Origin of the sequence: Leptothoe sp. EHU-05/26/07-4 (genome assembly GCF_043421015.1) — a bacterium.
Classification (GTDB): domain Bacteria; phylum Cyanobacteriota; class Cyanobacteriia; order Phormidesmidales; family Phormidesmidaceae; genus Leptothoe; species Leptothoe turfae.
On sequence record NZ_JAXSQV010000003.1, the window covers coordinates 413,044 to 427,706 of the forward strand.

Consider the following 14,663-nt stretch of genomic DNA (forward strand, 5'->3'; position numbering starts at 1 on the left):
TACGGTTCACCCCAATAACCCCATGAACGTTACGTTCAGTTACAGGTTAATGAATTGATACAGCTTACTACCTGAGGCCGACAATTTGTCGAGAATACCCTATCTTAGGTAGCTGCACTTTAGAACAAGTAGATTTTCTTGTGTCCAAAGAAAAATAAGCGTCCTTAATCTGTTTTCTCCACTCCATCGTTAACCCATTCTATTTTTATACAACGGACCACCCCACAGGAGAGTGTTCAAATCGTGAACGGTATTCCTACTTCTATTGTCACCATGCTGATCGGCGTTGCCGTTACGCTGATCAGTCTTTGGTACGGTCAAAACCACGGTTTGATGCCTGTAGCCGCATCCACCGAAGCCAGTGAGGTCGATCAGTTATTTAACTTAATGATGACCATTGGTACCGGGCTGTTTCTCATTGTTGAGGGTGCCCTGGTGATTTCCTTGATTCGATTTCGTCGTAAGAAAGGGGATGAAACCGACGGTCCTCACATTGAGGGCAACATTCCCCTGGAGATTCTTTGGACGGCGATCCCAGCCATTATTGTGTTAGGTCTCTCGGTATATAGCTTTGAAATTTATACCGAGATGGGCGGTCTCAATTTAATGGAGCATCATTCCTCTAAGGCAGTCCAGCTTGCCTACGCATCATCGAATGAAGATACATCCAGCTATCCCATGGTGGCAGCGTCTGGTTTAGGTAAACCGCCTGCTCCTGGTGAATTAGCTGAAGATACCCTCAATATTGATGTACTGGGCCTGCAGTTTGCATTTGTCATGACGTACCCTGACACTGGCATTGTGGATGGTGAGGTCCATGTTCCCGTTGGCAAATTGGTAAAGCTAAATCTCAAAGCGCAGGATGTGATTCATGCGTTCTGGCTGCCGGAGTTTCGCATTAAGCAAGACATGATTCCGGGGAAGAAAACAACTTTGGTGTTTAAGGCGACACGAGAGGGTACGTACCCTGTTGTCTGTGCTGAACTATGTGGCTCTTACCATGGCGGCATGCGCACCCAAATGATCGTTCATTCTCCTGAAGAGTATGACGAATGGGTACAGAAACGTATTGCTAGTGGATCCATCGACCTTTCAACAGCCATTGCAGCCGCCAGCCAAAAACCAGCTGAAACCGACACTGAGTATTTGGCTCACTTTAAAGATTCTCTGCATATGCCAGCGGAGCCTATGCCCCATTCCCACATGGATATGGCGTTGATGCCTTAGGGGCTGGCATTGCCCACCCCCCATCCTTAGAACGTTCCTTTTCTTTTTCCAATTCTTCCTTGACGATTCACATGGCACAAGCAGAGGCTGTAAAAACACCTGATCCCTCACCGTCTCCTCAACAACCTTTGGGTAATGAGCGTAAGTGGACTCACTTTTTTACCTTTAGTACCGATCACAAGGTCATTGGTATTCAGTATTTGGTGACGTCTTTTGTGTTTTACCTGATCGGTGGAGCGCTGGCGACGGTGATTCGTACGGAGTTGGCCACACCGGCCCCGGATTTTATTACTCCTGAGACCTATAACGGGGTGCTGACGCTCCACGGCACCATTATGTTGTTTTTGTGGATTGTGCCAGCGGGAGCCGGACTTGCTAACTATTTGATTCCGTTGATGATCGGGGCCAAAGACATGGCCTTTCCCCGAATTAATGCGATCGCATTTTGGCTGATCCCCCCCTCCGGCATCATGTTAGTGGCCAGTTTCTTTTTCGAACCGGCCCAGGCTGGCTGGACATCTTATCCCCCACTGAGTCTCTCCAATGGCATGTTGGGCCAGGGCATATGGATTATGAGTATCCTCATCGGTGGAACCGCATCGATTTTGGGTGCTCTCAACTTCCTGGTCACCATTTTGAAAATGCGAGTGCCCAGTATGCCGCTGCTCAAAATGCCGTTGTTTTGCTGGGCCATGATCGCTACGTCCTTGCTGATTTTGATCAGTACACCGGTTTTGGCAGGCGCATTGATTCTGCTTATGTTTGACCTGGTGGCTGGGACCGCATTCTTTAACCCCACAGGCGGGGGCGATCCCGTTGTTTATCAGCACATGTTCTGGTTCTACTCCCACCCAGCGGTATACATCTTTGTACTACCTCTGTTTGGAGCAATTTCCGATGTGCTACCAGTCCATGCGCGTAAGCCCATCTTTGGCTATCGTGCCATTGCCTATTCCAGTTTGGTGATTAGCTTCTTGGGTCTGATTGTGTGGGCCCACCACATGTTCACCAGCGGTACTCCACCCTGGTTGCGCATGTTCTTTATGATCACCACCATGGCCATTGCGGTGCCAACGGGTATTAAGGTCTTTGGTTGGACTGCCACACTGTGGCGAGGCAAGATTGCCTATACCAGTGCCATGCTGTTTGCCATTGGCTTTATTGCCATCTTTGTGATTGGCGGTATTAGCGGTGTAATGCTGGCGGCGGTGCCTTTTGATATTCACGTTCATGACACCTACTTCGTCGTAGCACACTTCCACTACGTTCTGTTTGGGGCATCCATCTTTGGTATCTACATGGCCCTATACCATTGGTTCCCCAAGATGACTGGGCGGATGTTGAATGAATTTTGGGGCAAGGTGCACTTTATCCTGACCTTTGTCGGCATGAACCTCACCTTTATGCCCATGCACCAGCTGGGGCTACAGGGCATGAACCGACGTGTCGCCCTGTATGATCCCGAGTTTACAGACCTGAATGTGTTGGCCACTATTGGTGCCTACCTGATGGCAGTATCTACGGTGCCCTTTATCATCAATGCTATCTGGAGCTGGCACTGGGGTGAAAAAGCGCCGACCAACCCTTGGCGGGCACTGACGTTAGAGTGGCAAACACTATCACCTCCGGCCCATGAAAACTTTGAAGGGGTACCTGAACTCAAAACCGGTCCCTATGACTATGGTCTGGGTTACATTCCGGTGAAAGACGATCCTGACATTTACGAAGAAGCGATCGCAGCGGCAGTGGCCCATGCGCACTAATGGATAACTTTCCCCTCCCAGGAGGGGATGATTTTAGAAAAGATTTAGTTTAGATGGATTCTTCTTTGTTACTCTCCTCCTATGCAAAGCTCAGCTGTTAACCAAGCCGATACTGTTGTCGTCGACCATAGTGATCACGCCCATGACGAACATCCCGATTTACGAATGTTCGGTGTGCTTGTCTTCCTCTGTGCCGAGAGCATGATCTTTCTCGGTCTGTTTATCGCTTACCTCAGCTTTCGGTTGATGGCTCCAGCCTGGCCCCCAGAAGGAACCGAAGGTTTAGAGCTACTACTACCGGGGATCAACACCATCATTTTGATTTCCAGTAGTTTTGTGATTCACAACGCTGACACAGCCATTAAGCAAAACAATGTCAGTGCCATGCGTAAGTGGTTTGCGATCACGGCTTTAATGGGAGCCGTCTTCCTGGGTGGACAAATCTATGAGTACACCCATCTAGAGTTTGGACTAACGACCAATATTTTTGCCAGTACCTTCTATGTATTGACTGGGTTTCACGGTTTGCACGTATTGTTTGGCTTACTGATGATGTTGGCGGTATTATTCCGTTCTCGAAAGGCGGCCCACTACTCCTATGAAAATCACTTTGGCATCGAGGCGACAGAACTTTACTGGCACTTTGTTGATGTCATTTGGATTATCTTGTTTGCCCTGCTATACCTGTGGCGCTAGCTAAAACCTGTGGCGCTAGCTAAATTTTTAGAATTCACAGCAAATCCCTGGTAGATAGCCTATCCATCAGGGATTTGCTGTAAAGCCGATTGTGTTAACTACCCTTCTGGCTGAAACCCGTCCTTGGTCATGACCCCAAGGGAAAGGAGTTCATACCCCGTTCTAGTATCGGGATTGATGCTAACCCTAAGTAAACGCACAGCATCATTGGTATTACTATCGATGGCCTGTTGAACGCCTTGCCGTGTGGGCGACTGCTTAAGCCCCGTAATCACTGCCTGAATCAGATTGTAGCTGGCAGAGGTGCTCCAATCTGTTGATTTTTCCCAAAGGTCTTGGGTTGGCTCGTTAAAGGGAGATGCAGCACTTTGATAAAGGGCCTCTGGCACCGCCAAAATAGTCCCGGTAGCCATTGACCCAAATAGATTTAAGACCTCTGGGCTAAAGAGCTCATGTCCGCCAAAAACGTGACGATAAAAATGGTCAACCTGATCATTAGGGATAATTTCAATGGATTCCGTTGCAGTTTTGAGGGGACTATCTCCTGGTGATAGAACAAAGATTTCTGCCGTTGGTGTTTCAGTGGGGGGACTAGCGGATAATTCAGCCAGGTTCACCTCAGCTGTCATCGTGCCTTGATTAGCCTGAAGAGCCTTTTCAAAATTAGATTTAAAGGCAAGGCTGGAGTCACTATTGCCATCGTAGAAAAGAATGGCAGTGCGGTGGTTTAGCCTTGCCATGTAAAACGCTAAGGCATCTGCAATGGGCAAATCGTTGGCCAGTAGTTGCTTAATGGCCGGGCTGGCACCTGCACTGGTGGAGACAAAGGGCAGAGCACTGGCCGTGTAAATCTCCGATGTAGCATTGGCAGTTTCTGTCGTATTGTGACCAAGCACACCCACAATATCGGGGAATTCGCTGAGATCAGTGGCAATTTGCTGAGCGATCGCAACATCTTCTTGATCATCAGCCAAGAAAATCCGCAGCGATTTCCCTTGAATGCCACCGGCCTGATTGATTTCTGTCTGAGCCTGGGCCACCCCCCGCAACAGGCTTGAAGCTGTTGTGGGATCTGACTTAAGTGGGACAACAATAGCTAAACCATAGGCCTCTTGCTCACCAATGCGAGCATTGTTCAGGTAAACCAATGTTTCCGGGTCAGAAACATCTGCTCTACGTGCACGTTCAAAGGCCGTAACGGCAGCACCGTAGTCTCCAGAAGCGATGGCTGCCGCCCCTTCCTGCTTAATGGGCAGCGCCGACGTGGCCAGCAAAATTTGCTCACCTTGACTCAGCTGGCTGGCAAGCTCTTCCGACGCGTCTGACTCAGCTGGCTCAAGCTGGGCTTCTTCAGACGGCGTCTGCGCAGTGCCATCGCTTAGACCTAATTCACCGCGACTGATCCACGTAAGTCCTAAGAAAGCAGCACCCAGGATACCCGTTGCCACTAAAAATACCTTGATACTAAATAGATCCTGGCCTGTTTCCGTTTTCCGGAAATCACCTCCACCGTCGGGTGTCATAGCAATATAAGTGGGGATAGATAGTCATGAATGTTCAACTATTTTTTTGCAGATGAATTAACTCATAAACAAGGTCAATACAAGGCAACATACACGAAAAGTTTTGCGTTTTTAACACACCATACAGTTTATTCATATGGGCAAATTACCGAAACACCTAGAACCATTAGAAAGTTGAGATAGGTAATAACAAGTAACACCTCCTTTTCATGAATACCGGTCATCTCGTGTTATTCAGGCATATTGATAGCATGGTCTCCCAGGGGCATAGCTGATGACGTCAAGCCTCACGGTGTATTGAACCGAACAATCAGTGTGGCTAAGCCGCCAGCTAATATCCCCCAGAATGCGGAACCGATGCCAAAGAGGCTGAGGCCTGATGCCGTAACCAGGAAGGTTACCAGGGCGGGTTCGCGTTCTTTTTCCTGGGTTAAGGCGCTGACTAATCCTTTACCGATGGTCCCAAGGAGGGCCAGCCCTGCGATCGCAACTACCAGCTCGCCAGGCAGCGCTGAAAAAATACCCACCACTGTGGCCCCAAATAGACCTATCAAAATATAAAGCACCCCAACAGTCACCGCCGCAACGTAGCGTTTATCCGGGTCTTCATGGGCCTCTCGCCCCATGGAAATGGCCGCCGTAATGGCCGCCAGGTTAATGGCAAAAGCACCAAAGGGGGCCAGTATTAATGACGCCATCCCACTCCAGCTAATCAGGGGAGACGTGGGCACCTGATAGCCAAAAGCCCGAATCGTGGCCACGCCCGGCACATTCTGTGAAGCCATGGTGACAATAAATAGGGGCAGGGCAATGCCAACCAGGGCGTTAATCGAAAATTTAGGTGCAATAAAAACCGGTCGAGCCCACTGTAGCTGCACAGTCTCCAGTTGCAATAATCCTTGAGCACCCGCCAGCAAGATCCCTAAAATCAAAGCAGCAATCACAGCGTAGCGCGGACTATAGCGCCGCATGATCAGATAAGCGATAAACATGGCAAACACCATTAAAAACTGGGTTTGCATCGCGGTAAAAACATTCAGGCCAAACTGCAAAAGCACTCCCGCTAACATGGCTGACGCCAGGGACAGGGGCAGGCGATCCATCAGCCGCTCAAACCAGCCAGTAAAGCCAAATAGAGCAATCAGCCCAGCGGAGATAATAAAGGCTCCCGTAGCTTCTGCCAGGGTGACATCGGCGGTGGTGGTCACCAGCATGGCCGCACCCGGTGTAGACCAGGCCATCACGATGGGGGCACGATAGCGCAGGGAGAGAATAATGCCAGTCAACCCCATGCCCCAGCCCAAGGCCCACAGCCAGGAGCCGATTTCGGTGGGGTTTGCCCCTAACGTCTGTGCAGCTTGGAAAACGATCACGGCGGCACTCGTAAAGCCCACCAGGATGCTAACAAAGCCTGAAATCACCGCAGATAGTGAGAAATCTTTGAAGAAGGTCATGATATCCCTAGATGCACGACTGGCTTCCAGGTTAAAAATGACTACCCCCAACCGTATTGGACGGAATTGCCCTTTTTATATTGACCAGGGGTGACACCGTAGGTTTTCTTAAAGGCGCGGTTGAGGTGGCTCTGGTCATAGAAACCGTGATTTGTTGCGATCTCAGTCAGCGATCCGCCATTCCGTAGCGCTCGCTTTGCCTGAATCAGTCGCCAGTGACGCTGATACTGATGGGGCGCACAACCCACCTGCTGACGAAAACAACGAATCAAGTAATAGGAACTCAGGTTCACCAACTGAGATAGTTCATCCAGGGAGACATTGTCGGCATAGTGAGCTTCAAGGTAGGTGCGCACATGGGCAACCGCTGTTGATTCTGGTCGGACAGGCCTAACAATAAATGAATTTTCTGCATTGAGCTGGAAGAGTTTTGACAACAGTTCTAGTAGCAGAGACTGTTGTTTGAGCTGAGAACTTGGTGTTTTTAAACAGTGAAACAGCTCATAAAAAATGGGCTGTACAGAGGGCGCTTTGACGATCGGTGCTTTGAAGTAAGGGATGTCATGTCCTGGCCAGTCCAACTGGGTTAAGAGCTGTTCGATTTGCGAAAACTCCACATAGATATTGCGAAAACCCCAGCCTTCCGTTGAAGCAACCTGCCCTGTGTGAATATCACCTGGATTAATCAAATTAAAACTACCAGAACCCAGAATACGATTTTCACCATGGTGTAGGCAGCAGCCTTGACCACTTTCATTAAAGCCAATGGTGTAGGCCTCATGAAAATGTTTACCAAATCGATGCTGGTGAAGTTGGGCTTCAAACAGCTCAACACCTGGCAGGTCTGTTTTCCAAAGACGTGCTGAGTCAGTTTGTGTGCTCATTTTCCGAAACCTGAGCAACGGGAACAAACTTTTGTTGAGCTGACTGTTGAATGGCTACCATAGCTAACCTCCAGCGGTTAAGAAGAAGACTTTAATTGGGCAAAATGTTCCATTAATGATCGATGGATAAAAATATAACCACTGCCTACTTTCTGCAAGAATGCTAACTCAGCGGCATGATCAAGAAAATGCGTATAATTCCAGGGCATACGGTTATACAGAAAGCACACCACTCGTAGACTGAAATGCACAATACAAGCAGTGCCACCCATTAACGCCCCCATCCATAGCCCGAAAAATACGCCTCGATGTGGAGAAGTAACAATTTCACTACTAACATTATTGATTAGATAAATACCAAGGGCATAACAAATTGAGATGAGAAGGGCTATAGTTACGGATGTTTTGATAGAGCGCCAAATTCCTTGATTTGGTATGGTAAGGGTTTCAATTTCAGTCCCCGTGCGGAGCCCCACCAACAAGCCAAACACGGATCCTTCTAATGCCCCAAAGAGTAATCCTTCTAGCACACTATGTTCTAGGCTATTGATGAAACCAATTAACAAACTAAATGGTGCAGCACTAATAACGCCAACAAGTAAATATCGTCTAATACTTATCCAAGACCATTTGAAAGACTCGATAGGCTTGAGGATACTTATGCTTAAAGTGCCTCCAATGTACCAGTCAAGCCCTCCTATGACTAATGCTGTTAATATCCCAATAACAATACCTATTTCAGGTGTTCCCAAGAGGCCAGCATACATTCCAAATATTGCCCCTCCTAAAAATCCTGTCCAGAGACAGTCGGTCAAGCGTTGTAAAAACATCTGATTAGGACTGGGTTGCCTCCGTTCAATCATAATCATGGTTCGTTCCATAATTAGATTAGGAATACTGTAGAGCACCCAAATCAAAAGCCCCACCGACAAACCACGATAATTATGCTCAGTACTAACAGAGAAAATACAACCATACATTAGCCCAGTAAGAAGTGAACTGAGAATAACGTACAGCCATAGCTGAGAATTTGTTCTAAGCCAACTACGATCAAGCCATTCAATCAAGAAAATGGTTTGGGATGAATTCACCAGTTGTTGGGCTAACCAACTTAACCAGCGTAACGTTTGCGTTGGTGAATAAGGAATATCGCTTTTACGTCGTTTTAACATCCGATCGATGTAGGTGTTAAATATCTCTTGATGATAGGTTTCTACATCCATTTGAGGAAAGTCTTCTACACTGATACCTTCATAGGCCAAAATTAAAATATTTAACATCAGTGGAGATTTAGCCAGTTCCTGTAAAGCACTATCTGTTATCAAAAGCTGGCGTAACCCGGTGAGGTCAACATGCAGTTGATTGAGATAACGATCAATTTGATTGGGTTGTAATGGCTGTATATAAATAGCCTGCTGTACTATCAGACGTTGAGAAAGGGCTTTGTAGTCTTTTATGCGACTACAGATAATTGTTTCAGTACCCTGTTTTTGTTGAAACTGATTTATTGCAGCAACACAGTCATTTCGTAGGGGAGCTCGTACTTCATCAAGGCCATCCAGCAATATTAGGATTTCTTGGTTTTCCAACCAGGGTTGACTAATTACCCTTGGGATCTGATATTTCAAGTTTAATTCTGAAACTAGCCAGGCTGAAATAGGTTGTTTACCATCCCAAGAGGATAAGTTAAAAACCACTGGCATAGGATAACTTGTATCCTGCTCTGCACGGATCAACAAATCTCGGGCCAATTGCAACAGAGTAATTGTTTTTCCTGAACCTGGCTCTCCCAAAATAAGTAAGTTACAGCCAATACCCAGATCATCGAAGATATTAATAATCTCGCTATTGGCAGGCAAAGTATGTTGGGTGTTTTCTACTATCCCAAGGGCAATGTTAAATGGATCGGCCAGATCTATTCGTTCCTCTAGTCCTAAATTAATCAGCACCTGATGGTGAAGCGAATGCTCTAAGACACCTTTGATCCAATAGCTTTTGACTTTATTGAGCAGGGCGTTGCGATCGCGATATGCTTTTTTTGAAAGTGCTGTTGAGGGCTGCCTCAGGGGTAAACTCGGTGCCCGTTTCAACTGAATCAAGACGGGAGCTACAGGCTCGGCTACCCCTGCAGATTCTGCATGGATAGATACATCTCGATAAATCACAATGGGCTCAACGGCAATCGCCGCCATGCCAAACTCATAGGCTTCTGCCAGGGAGCGACCATAGCCCAGGGCATCATAAAATCCCACCGCAAACTGAATGGCAATAACATCGCCAATGGCCTGATTCATGCCAATCACATAGGGAACATGCTGGGCAATGGCCAATGCCTGTACTTGGGAATAGCAGGCATTGAGCACCACACACTCTACACTCGGACAAAGCTTAAACAATTGAACCAGCACGGTCGCTGCCACAGGCTCTGCCTGCCCCATTTCATTTTCTAAAATGAGGCCCAATTCACCTGCCCCATGGCCAGAAAAATGAACGATTTGTGGAGCATATTCCAGTAAAGCTCGCCTCAAATCCTTGGTACGCACGGCCCATTGAGTAATAACTTCAAAAGCATTCCTGCCTGTTGATAGTTTGAGCCCCTCTTGAATATCCCGAATTTCTTCATCTAGCCGTAATCGACTGGTGTCTTTAGGATTAGCCGCCAGAAAAAGAATTTTACGGGATGTTGGCTTCAGAGCCATGGGTTATTGGAAGAAATATATATAACTAGCCTCTAAAGGTAGGATACGTTGAGATTCTGGCTATTTACGGATTTCGATAGATTACGTTGCACAGGTCCGTACTACATTGACTATCATTCATTCTCTCAAGAAGATTAATTTTGTTCATTTAACTCTCAGCTGGATCTTAACCAAGTATGCGGTGAGACTCAGACGAGCTTTCTATCTTAAAAACTGTCAGAGGTGATAACCCGTTGGTTAACACCTTGCATTGCATCGAGGTTTTTGAAATGAAACGCTTCTTCTTATCCACACTAACAGTTTTGATGTCCATGGGGGCAGTGGCTAGCGCGGCCAGTGCTGCCCAGGTAGGTCTTGGCAACCCCATTGCCGATCTAAACGAAGATGGTAGGGTCACCCTCCACGAAGTGGTTACCTACAATCGCGATCAGAGGGATAAAAGTTAAAAAAACAAAATTACATCAGGTTATCTCCGTAGGGGCGCACAGCCGTGCGCCCTGCAAAAGATTTGGATGCATACCCGTATCCCAGGCCCCATAGGCATGGGTCCCTATGGATTGGCTCTCTATGGGTCAGGTCAGAGCGTTTTTCGCCGTTTCTTCTAGCTGTTTCGCTGCAGTTGCTTTACGTTCACTGTAGCGATCGGTGAGTTCATCTACGTTGTCTCGTAGTAGCAGGGTAAACCGATAGAGTTCTTCCATCACATCTACCACTCGATCTCGGTAGGCGGACTGCTTCATGGTGCCGTCTTCATTAAACTCTTGATAGGCTTTAGCCACAGAGGACTGGTTCGGAATGGTAAACATCCGCATCCAGCGTCCCAAAATTCGCATGGTATTAATCGCATTAAAGGATTGGGAACCGCCAGATACCTGCATCACAGCCAATGTACGGCCCTGGGTAGGGCGAATGGCTCCCATGCTTAGGGGAATCCAATCAATTTGGGTTTTCATTAGCCCTGAGATGTTGCCGTGCATCTCAGGGCTCGACCATACCTGTCCTTCTGACCATAGCGAGAGGTCACGCAACTCTTTCACTTTTGGATGAGTATCCGGTTCTGCACCGTGGAGGGGTAATCCTCGAGGATCAAAAAACTTTACCTCAGCTCCAAAGTCTTCAATAATACGAGCAGCTTCTTCCGCTAGAAGACGACTGTAAGAGCGTTCACGAAGAGAGCCGTAAAGAAAAAGAATGCGTGGTTTGTGGTCAAATGTCATGGGTAAAATTAGAAGGAAAGGGAGAAAATGAAAGTGAATGGGTAGAGAAATAAAACCGTTTACTCTAGTGACGATGATGCATGGGGATGGTTGGATAACGTAAAAGATACTGAGTAAACGAGCTGTGGTCAGAAGTTTCAGGAGACAGATTTCAGGAGTCAGGAGTCAGAAAAATTCTCTCCCCTATCTCCTGACTCCCGACCTCTTCCTTAAAACATCACACTATAGGCTAAGCCCGCTGTCACCGAACCGATAAAGGCAAAGCCTAAGTAAGCCAAAAACACTGGGCGACGAGCCAATGCAAAGACTGCAATCATGGCTGGAATACTAGTGGCCCCACCTGCCAGCAAAAATGCCATACCAGCCCCCGGTGCCATACCTTGATTCACTAAACCTGCGACTAGAGGTAACGCTGCATATCCATTCAGGTAAGCGGGAATCCCCACCAGAGCTGCACCCACCACGGACAACAGACTACCATCTCCTGCAATCGTCTGAATCCAGACGTTGGGTACATATACCAGCATTAAACTCTCCAGCAAAAATGCCAGCGCTAGCCATTTACCCAGGAACCAGCCATTGTTACGTGCTCCCTGCCAAAACTTCTGGCGGCGCTCCGCCTCAGGCCAAAATTTCCACACAACCGGCTTAGGATTCCGTACGCGACTACCGCCACAGCCACCATTACCGGCTCCCTCACGCAAAGGATTTCTGAAGGCTACAGTCGATATGCCCGAGTTCATCAAGGCTAGCGTACCGAAACCGCCCAGCAGACCAATGGCAATTGTCGCTAGGGTTTTAGCAATGGCGAATTGCAATCCCAGAGTACCCACGGTAAGGATAAACATGGACGGATCCATCAGTGGGGAAGATAGCCAAAAAGCCATCACCGCTGAAACCGGCACCCCCACGGAGAGGAGCGCCGCAATTAGTGGGATCACACCACAGGAGCAAAAGGGCGAAAGTGCTCCAAATAGGGAAGCCACAACAATCATTACCGAGATACGTCCTTGAAACGCCTTGGCAATCAGATTATCTGCACCACTGGCCTGGGCATAGGCCGCAATCCCGATAGACAGTAGCAAGAAGGGAGACACCTGCACCAGGCTGCTGACCAGGAAGCCTAAGCTACCAGAAAACTGAGGCGGCACCAGGATAGCCAAGGCAAGAAAGATAAGGACAATGGTGATAAAAACCTTATCTAGCTGTTGAACACTGCGATTAAAGCGATTGAAGACAGTTGAAGTCATGACGGGCAGTCCTTCGGTATTTCGAAAAACATCAAAATAAAGGTCAAAAATTTTTCATTGGTCGGGGCATTCCATGAAATGCCCCGACCAATGGGTGGGCACCGCCCACCAAAAATCAATCCGGACGATCAGGACAAGGCAAAGGTTCAGCGACGTCAGTTAGTTCAAAGGTTTCAGGATCAACAACTCGATTACGGGTACAGCATTCCTCAAAAAGGAAATCAATCAGGTACTTAAGGGCATCAGACTGGACGCTATACCAAATCCATTGGCGATCCTTCTCAGCCTGCACCAGCCCAACCTGACGCAGTTTATCTAAATGGTGAGACAGCGTTGAAGCCGTAATCCCTAGCTCCCGTTGAATTTCGCCCGCAGGTAAACCTTGGGGATGGGCCGATAAAAGAAGCCGCACGATATTAAGTCGTGAAGGCTGTCCAAGGGCCGCAAAGGCAGCGGCTATTTCTTCGACGGAACGCGATTGGCTATCTGACATATTTCGATGATCATCAAAATACACGTTTTTGTCAAGGGCCCAGAAAATATTGGGCATAGCTGATCCTCAAGATGACGTTAGTTGTGGGATACCGTCAAATAGCAATGGCACTAGACGGGTTTTTCTTCCAGACCAGCAATCGTAAATATTGTCAACAAACTATTCACCTGAAGGCAGCACAAACACTTCAATGTGCTGATCACGCCCCCGGATAGGCAATTGGCCTAGGGATTTAAGGGATAGGCTTTTGAGGCGTTGCTGAGTAGTTTTGCTAATCAATAGAGAAGAGTCCACTTCCTTCGTTAAGGATTCCAGTCGAGAAGCAACATTGACCGTATCTCCAATCACAGAGAATTCCAGATGACCATCGGTGCCTAGGCAACCGGCAACGATGGAGCCTGAATGTAAGCCAATGCCAATGGGCAAAGGGCTCAGTTGTTCGACCTCTGACAAAATTGCCTGGGCCGCCTGTACTGCATGGTCTGCGTGGTTGTCTAACACGTTTGGCGCACCAAAGACGGCCAGCATACCATCCCCCATAAAGGTGGTAACCCAACCATCATGGCGTTTGACGATGGTGGACAAAAGACCCTGGAGCTGATTCAGAAACTCAAATACATCAGCGGGTTCAAGTTTTTCCGCATAGTGAGTAAAGCCGCGTAGGTCAGTCACCATAACCGTGACATCAAAGGTCATGGGCTCTTCTATCAGATCTGTCGGTGTTTCAAACGCCGCGTCAACAACATTCGCTGGCAGAAACTGCTGCATCAATAGACGGCCCGCTTCATTTTTGCCTTGGCGGCGGACAATGCCAGAGGTGAGCATGCCCATGAGCCCGGTACCCAGAATGGTAAACAGTGCAAACACACCGATTGCTAGATTTAACTGAAACAGAAAAATAGCATAGGTAAAGTTGGCAAGGGCTAAAACGGTGGTAATCGCTGACGCCTGACGGCGAATACGAATACCGCCAGAGACCGCTAGTAAACAACAAAATGCAGCAACGTTAGTGACAATTTTGGGTTGAGTTTCCCCTAAGACACTTGCAATATTGGTAATGAAAAGTGCGAGTAACAGGCCATCAAACAGGGGAATGGCAATCTGTAGCTTGGGTAGCCAGCGCCAGGCAGTCGGCTGACATAGGGCCAGGAGAAAGCCGCTATATATGATGCAGGCACTAACAGAAATCAGAGCAACGGTAGGCGAAACAGAGGCTTCACCGATGATGCGCTGTGGGAAAAAGAAAACGAGCACATCTAGAATGCTTGAAATTAGCACCACCACTACTTTGACATAGGCAACCTTACGCTCGTTGCTAAGGGATTCTTTGGCAATGACTTGATGAACAGCAGCCTGAATAGGCTGGACTGTAGGTTGCCTAAAACGGGCCTCTTTAGGCTTCGTCATATATTCCTTTGCCTATAAAACTACGTATTCAGCAGCACCCCAACGGATCT

At 47.8% G+C, this 14,663-nt stretch carries 12 protein-coding genes; 4 read left to right on the forward strand and 8 right to left on the reverse strand.

Annotation, left to right across the window (positions count from 1 at the left end; genetic code table 11):
• The first annotated feature begins 273 nt into the window (after positions 1–273).
• The 3 genes from U2F10_RS09585 to U2F10_RS09595 all read left to right on the forward strand — a co-directional run bounded on the left by U2F10_RS09585 (position 274) and on the right by U2F10_RS09595 (position 3,686).
• On the forward strand, positions 274–1,227 hold the full coding sequence (locus U2F10_RS09585) for a cytochrome c oxidase subunit II (protein WP_250565432.1): 954 nt from the start codon (positions 274–276) through the stop codon (positions 1,225–1,227).
• Positions 1,228–1,298: 71 nt separating this feature from the next.
• Positions 1,299–2,990, forward strand: a complete 1,692-nt coding sequence (ctaD, locus tag U2F10_RS09590; protein ID WP_163696143.1) for a cytochrome c oxidase subunit I — start codon at positions 1,299–1,301, stop codon at positions 2,988–2,990.
• A gap of 81 nt (positions 2,991–3,071) precedes the next feature.
• Positions 3,072–3,686 carry a cytochrome c oxidase subunit 3 gene (locus tag U2F10_RS09595; protein ID WP_163669430.1) on the forward strand — a complete coding sequence of 205 codons (615 nt, stop codon included), beginning with the start codon at positions 3,072–3,074 and terminating at the stop codon, positions 3,684–3,686.
• Between the two features lie 98 nt (positions 3,687–3,784).
• Here the strand turns inward: U2F10_RS09595 and U2F10_RS09600 are convergent, their stop codons facing one another.
• The 4 genes from U2F10_RS09600 to U2F10_RS09615 all read right to left on the reverse strand — a co-directional run bounded on the left by U2F10_RS09600 (position 3,785) and on the right by U2F10_RS09615 (position 10,246).
• Positions 3,785–5,209: an ABC transporter substrate-binding protein gene (locus U2F10_RS09600; RefSeq protein WP_499871858.1), complete on the reverse strand. Its 1,425-nt coding sequence runs from the start codon at positions 5,207–5,209 to the stop codon at positions 3,785–3,787.
• 287 nt (positions 5,210–5,496) lie between these two features.
• Positions 5,497–6,663, reverse strand: coding sequence for a benzoate/H(+) symporter BenE family transporter (locus U2F10_RS09605; RefSeq protein WP_499871859.1), 1,167 nt, complete (start codon positions 6,661–6,663; stop codon positions 5,497–5,499).
• Between the two features lie 41 nt (positions 6,664–6,704).
• Positions 6,705–7,547 carry a helix-turn-helix domain-containing protein gene (locus tag U2F10_RS09610; RefSeq protein ID WP_163669424.1) on the reverse strand — a complete coding sequence of 281 codons (843 nt, stop codon included), beginning with the start codon at positions 7,545–7,547 and terminating at the stop codon, positions 6,705–6,707.
• A 77-nt stretch (positions 7,548–7,624) separates the two neighbouring features.
• Positions 7,625–10,246 (reverse strand): NACHT domain-containing protein, encoded by a 2,622-nt coding sequence (locus tag U2F10_RS09615; protein ID WP_499871860.1) that lies wholly within the window; start codon positions 10,244–10,246, stop codon positions 7,625–7,627.
• 269 nt (positions 10,247–10,515) lie between these two features.
• Here U2F10_RS09615 and U2F10_RS09620 point away from each other — a divergent pair, with 269 nt between their 5' ends.
• Entirely contained in the window at positions 10,516–10,692 is a 177-nt protein-coding gene (locus U2F10_RS09620; protein ID WP_163696132.1) for a hypothetical protein, read from the forward strand.
• Positions 10,693–10,818: 126 nt separating this feature from the next.
• Here the strand turns inward: U2F10_RS09620 and arsH are convergent, their stop codons facing one another.
• The 4 genes from arsH to U2F10_RS09640 all read right to left on the reverse strand — a co-directional run bounded on the left by arsH (position 10,819) and on the right by U2F10_RS09640 (position 14,613).
• Positions 10,819–11,463, reverse strand: a complete 645-nt coding sequence (gene arsH, locus U2F10_RS09625; RefSeq protein WP_163696130.1) for an arsenical resistance protein ArsH — start codon at positions 11,461–11,463, stop codon at positions 10,819–10,821.
• A 209-nt stretch (positions 11,464–11,672) separates the two neighbouring features.
• The gene (locus U2F10_RS09630; protein WP_499871861.1) at positions 11,673–12,713 is read right to left on the reverse strand and encodes a permease; all 1,041 of its coding nucleotides are present in this window, start codon (positions 12,711–12,713) and stop codon (positions 11,673–11,675) included.
• Positions 12,714–12,828: 115 nt separating this feature from the next.
• A complete protein-coding gene (locus tag U2F10_RS09635) occupies positions 12,829–13,263 on the reverse strand; it encodes an ArsR/SmtB family transcription factor (RefSeq protein WP_250565145.1) in 435 nt (144 codons plus the stop codon).
• A 102-nt stretch (positions 13,264–13,365) separates the two neighbouring features.
• Positions 13,366–14,613, reverse strand: coding sequence for an adenylate/guanylate cyclase domain-containing protein (locus tag U2F10_RS09640; RefSeq protein ID WP_163669512.1), 1,248 nt, complete (start codon positions 14,611–14,613; stop codon positions 13,366–13,368).
• Positions 14,614–14,663 lie beyond the last annotated feature (50 nt).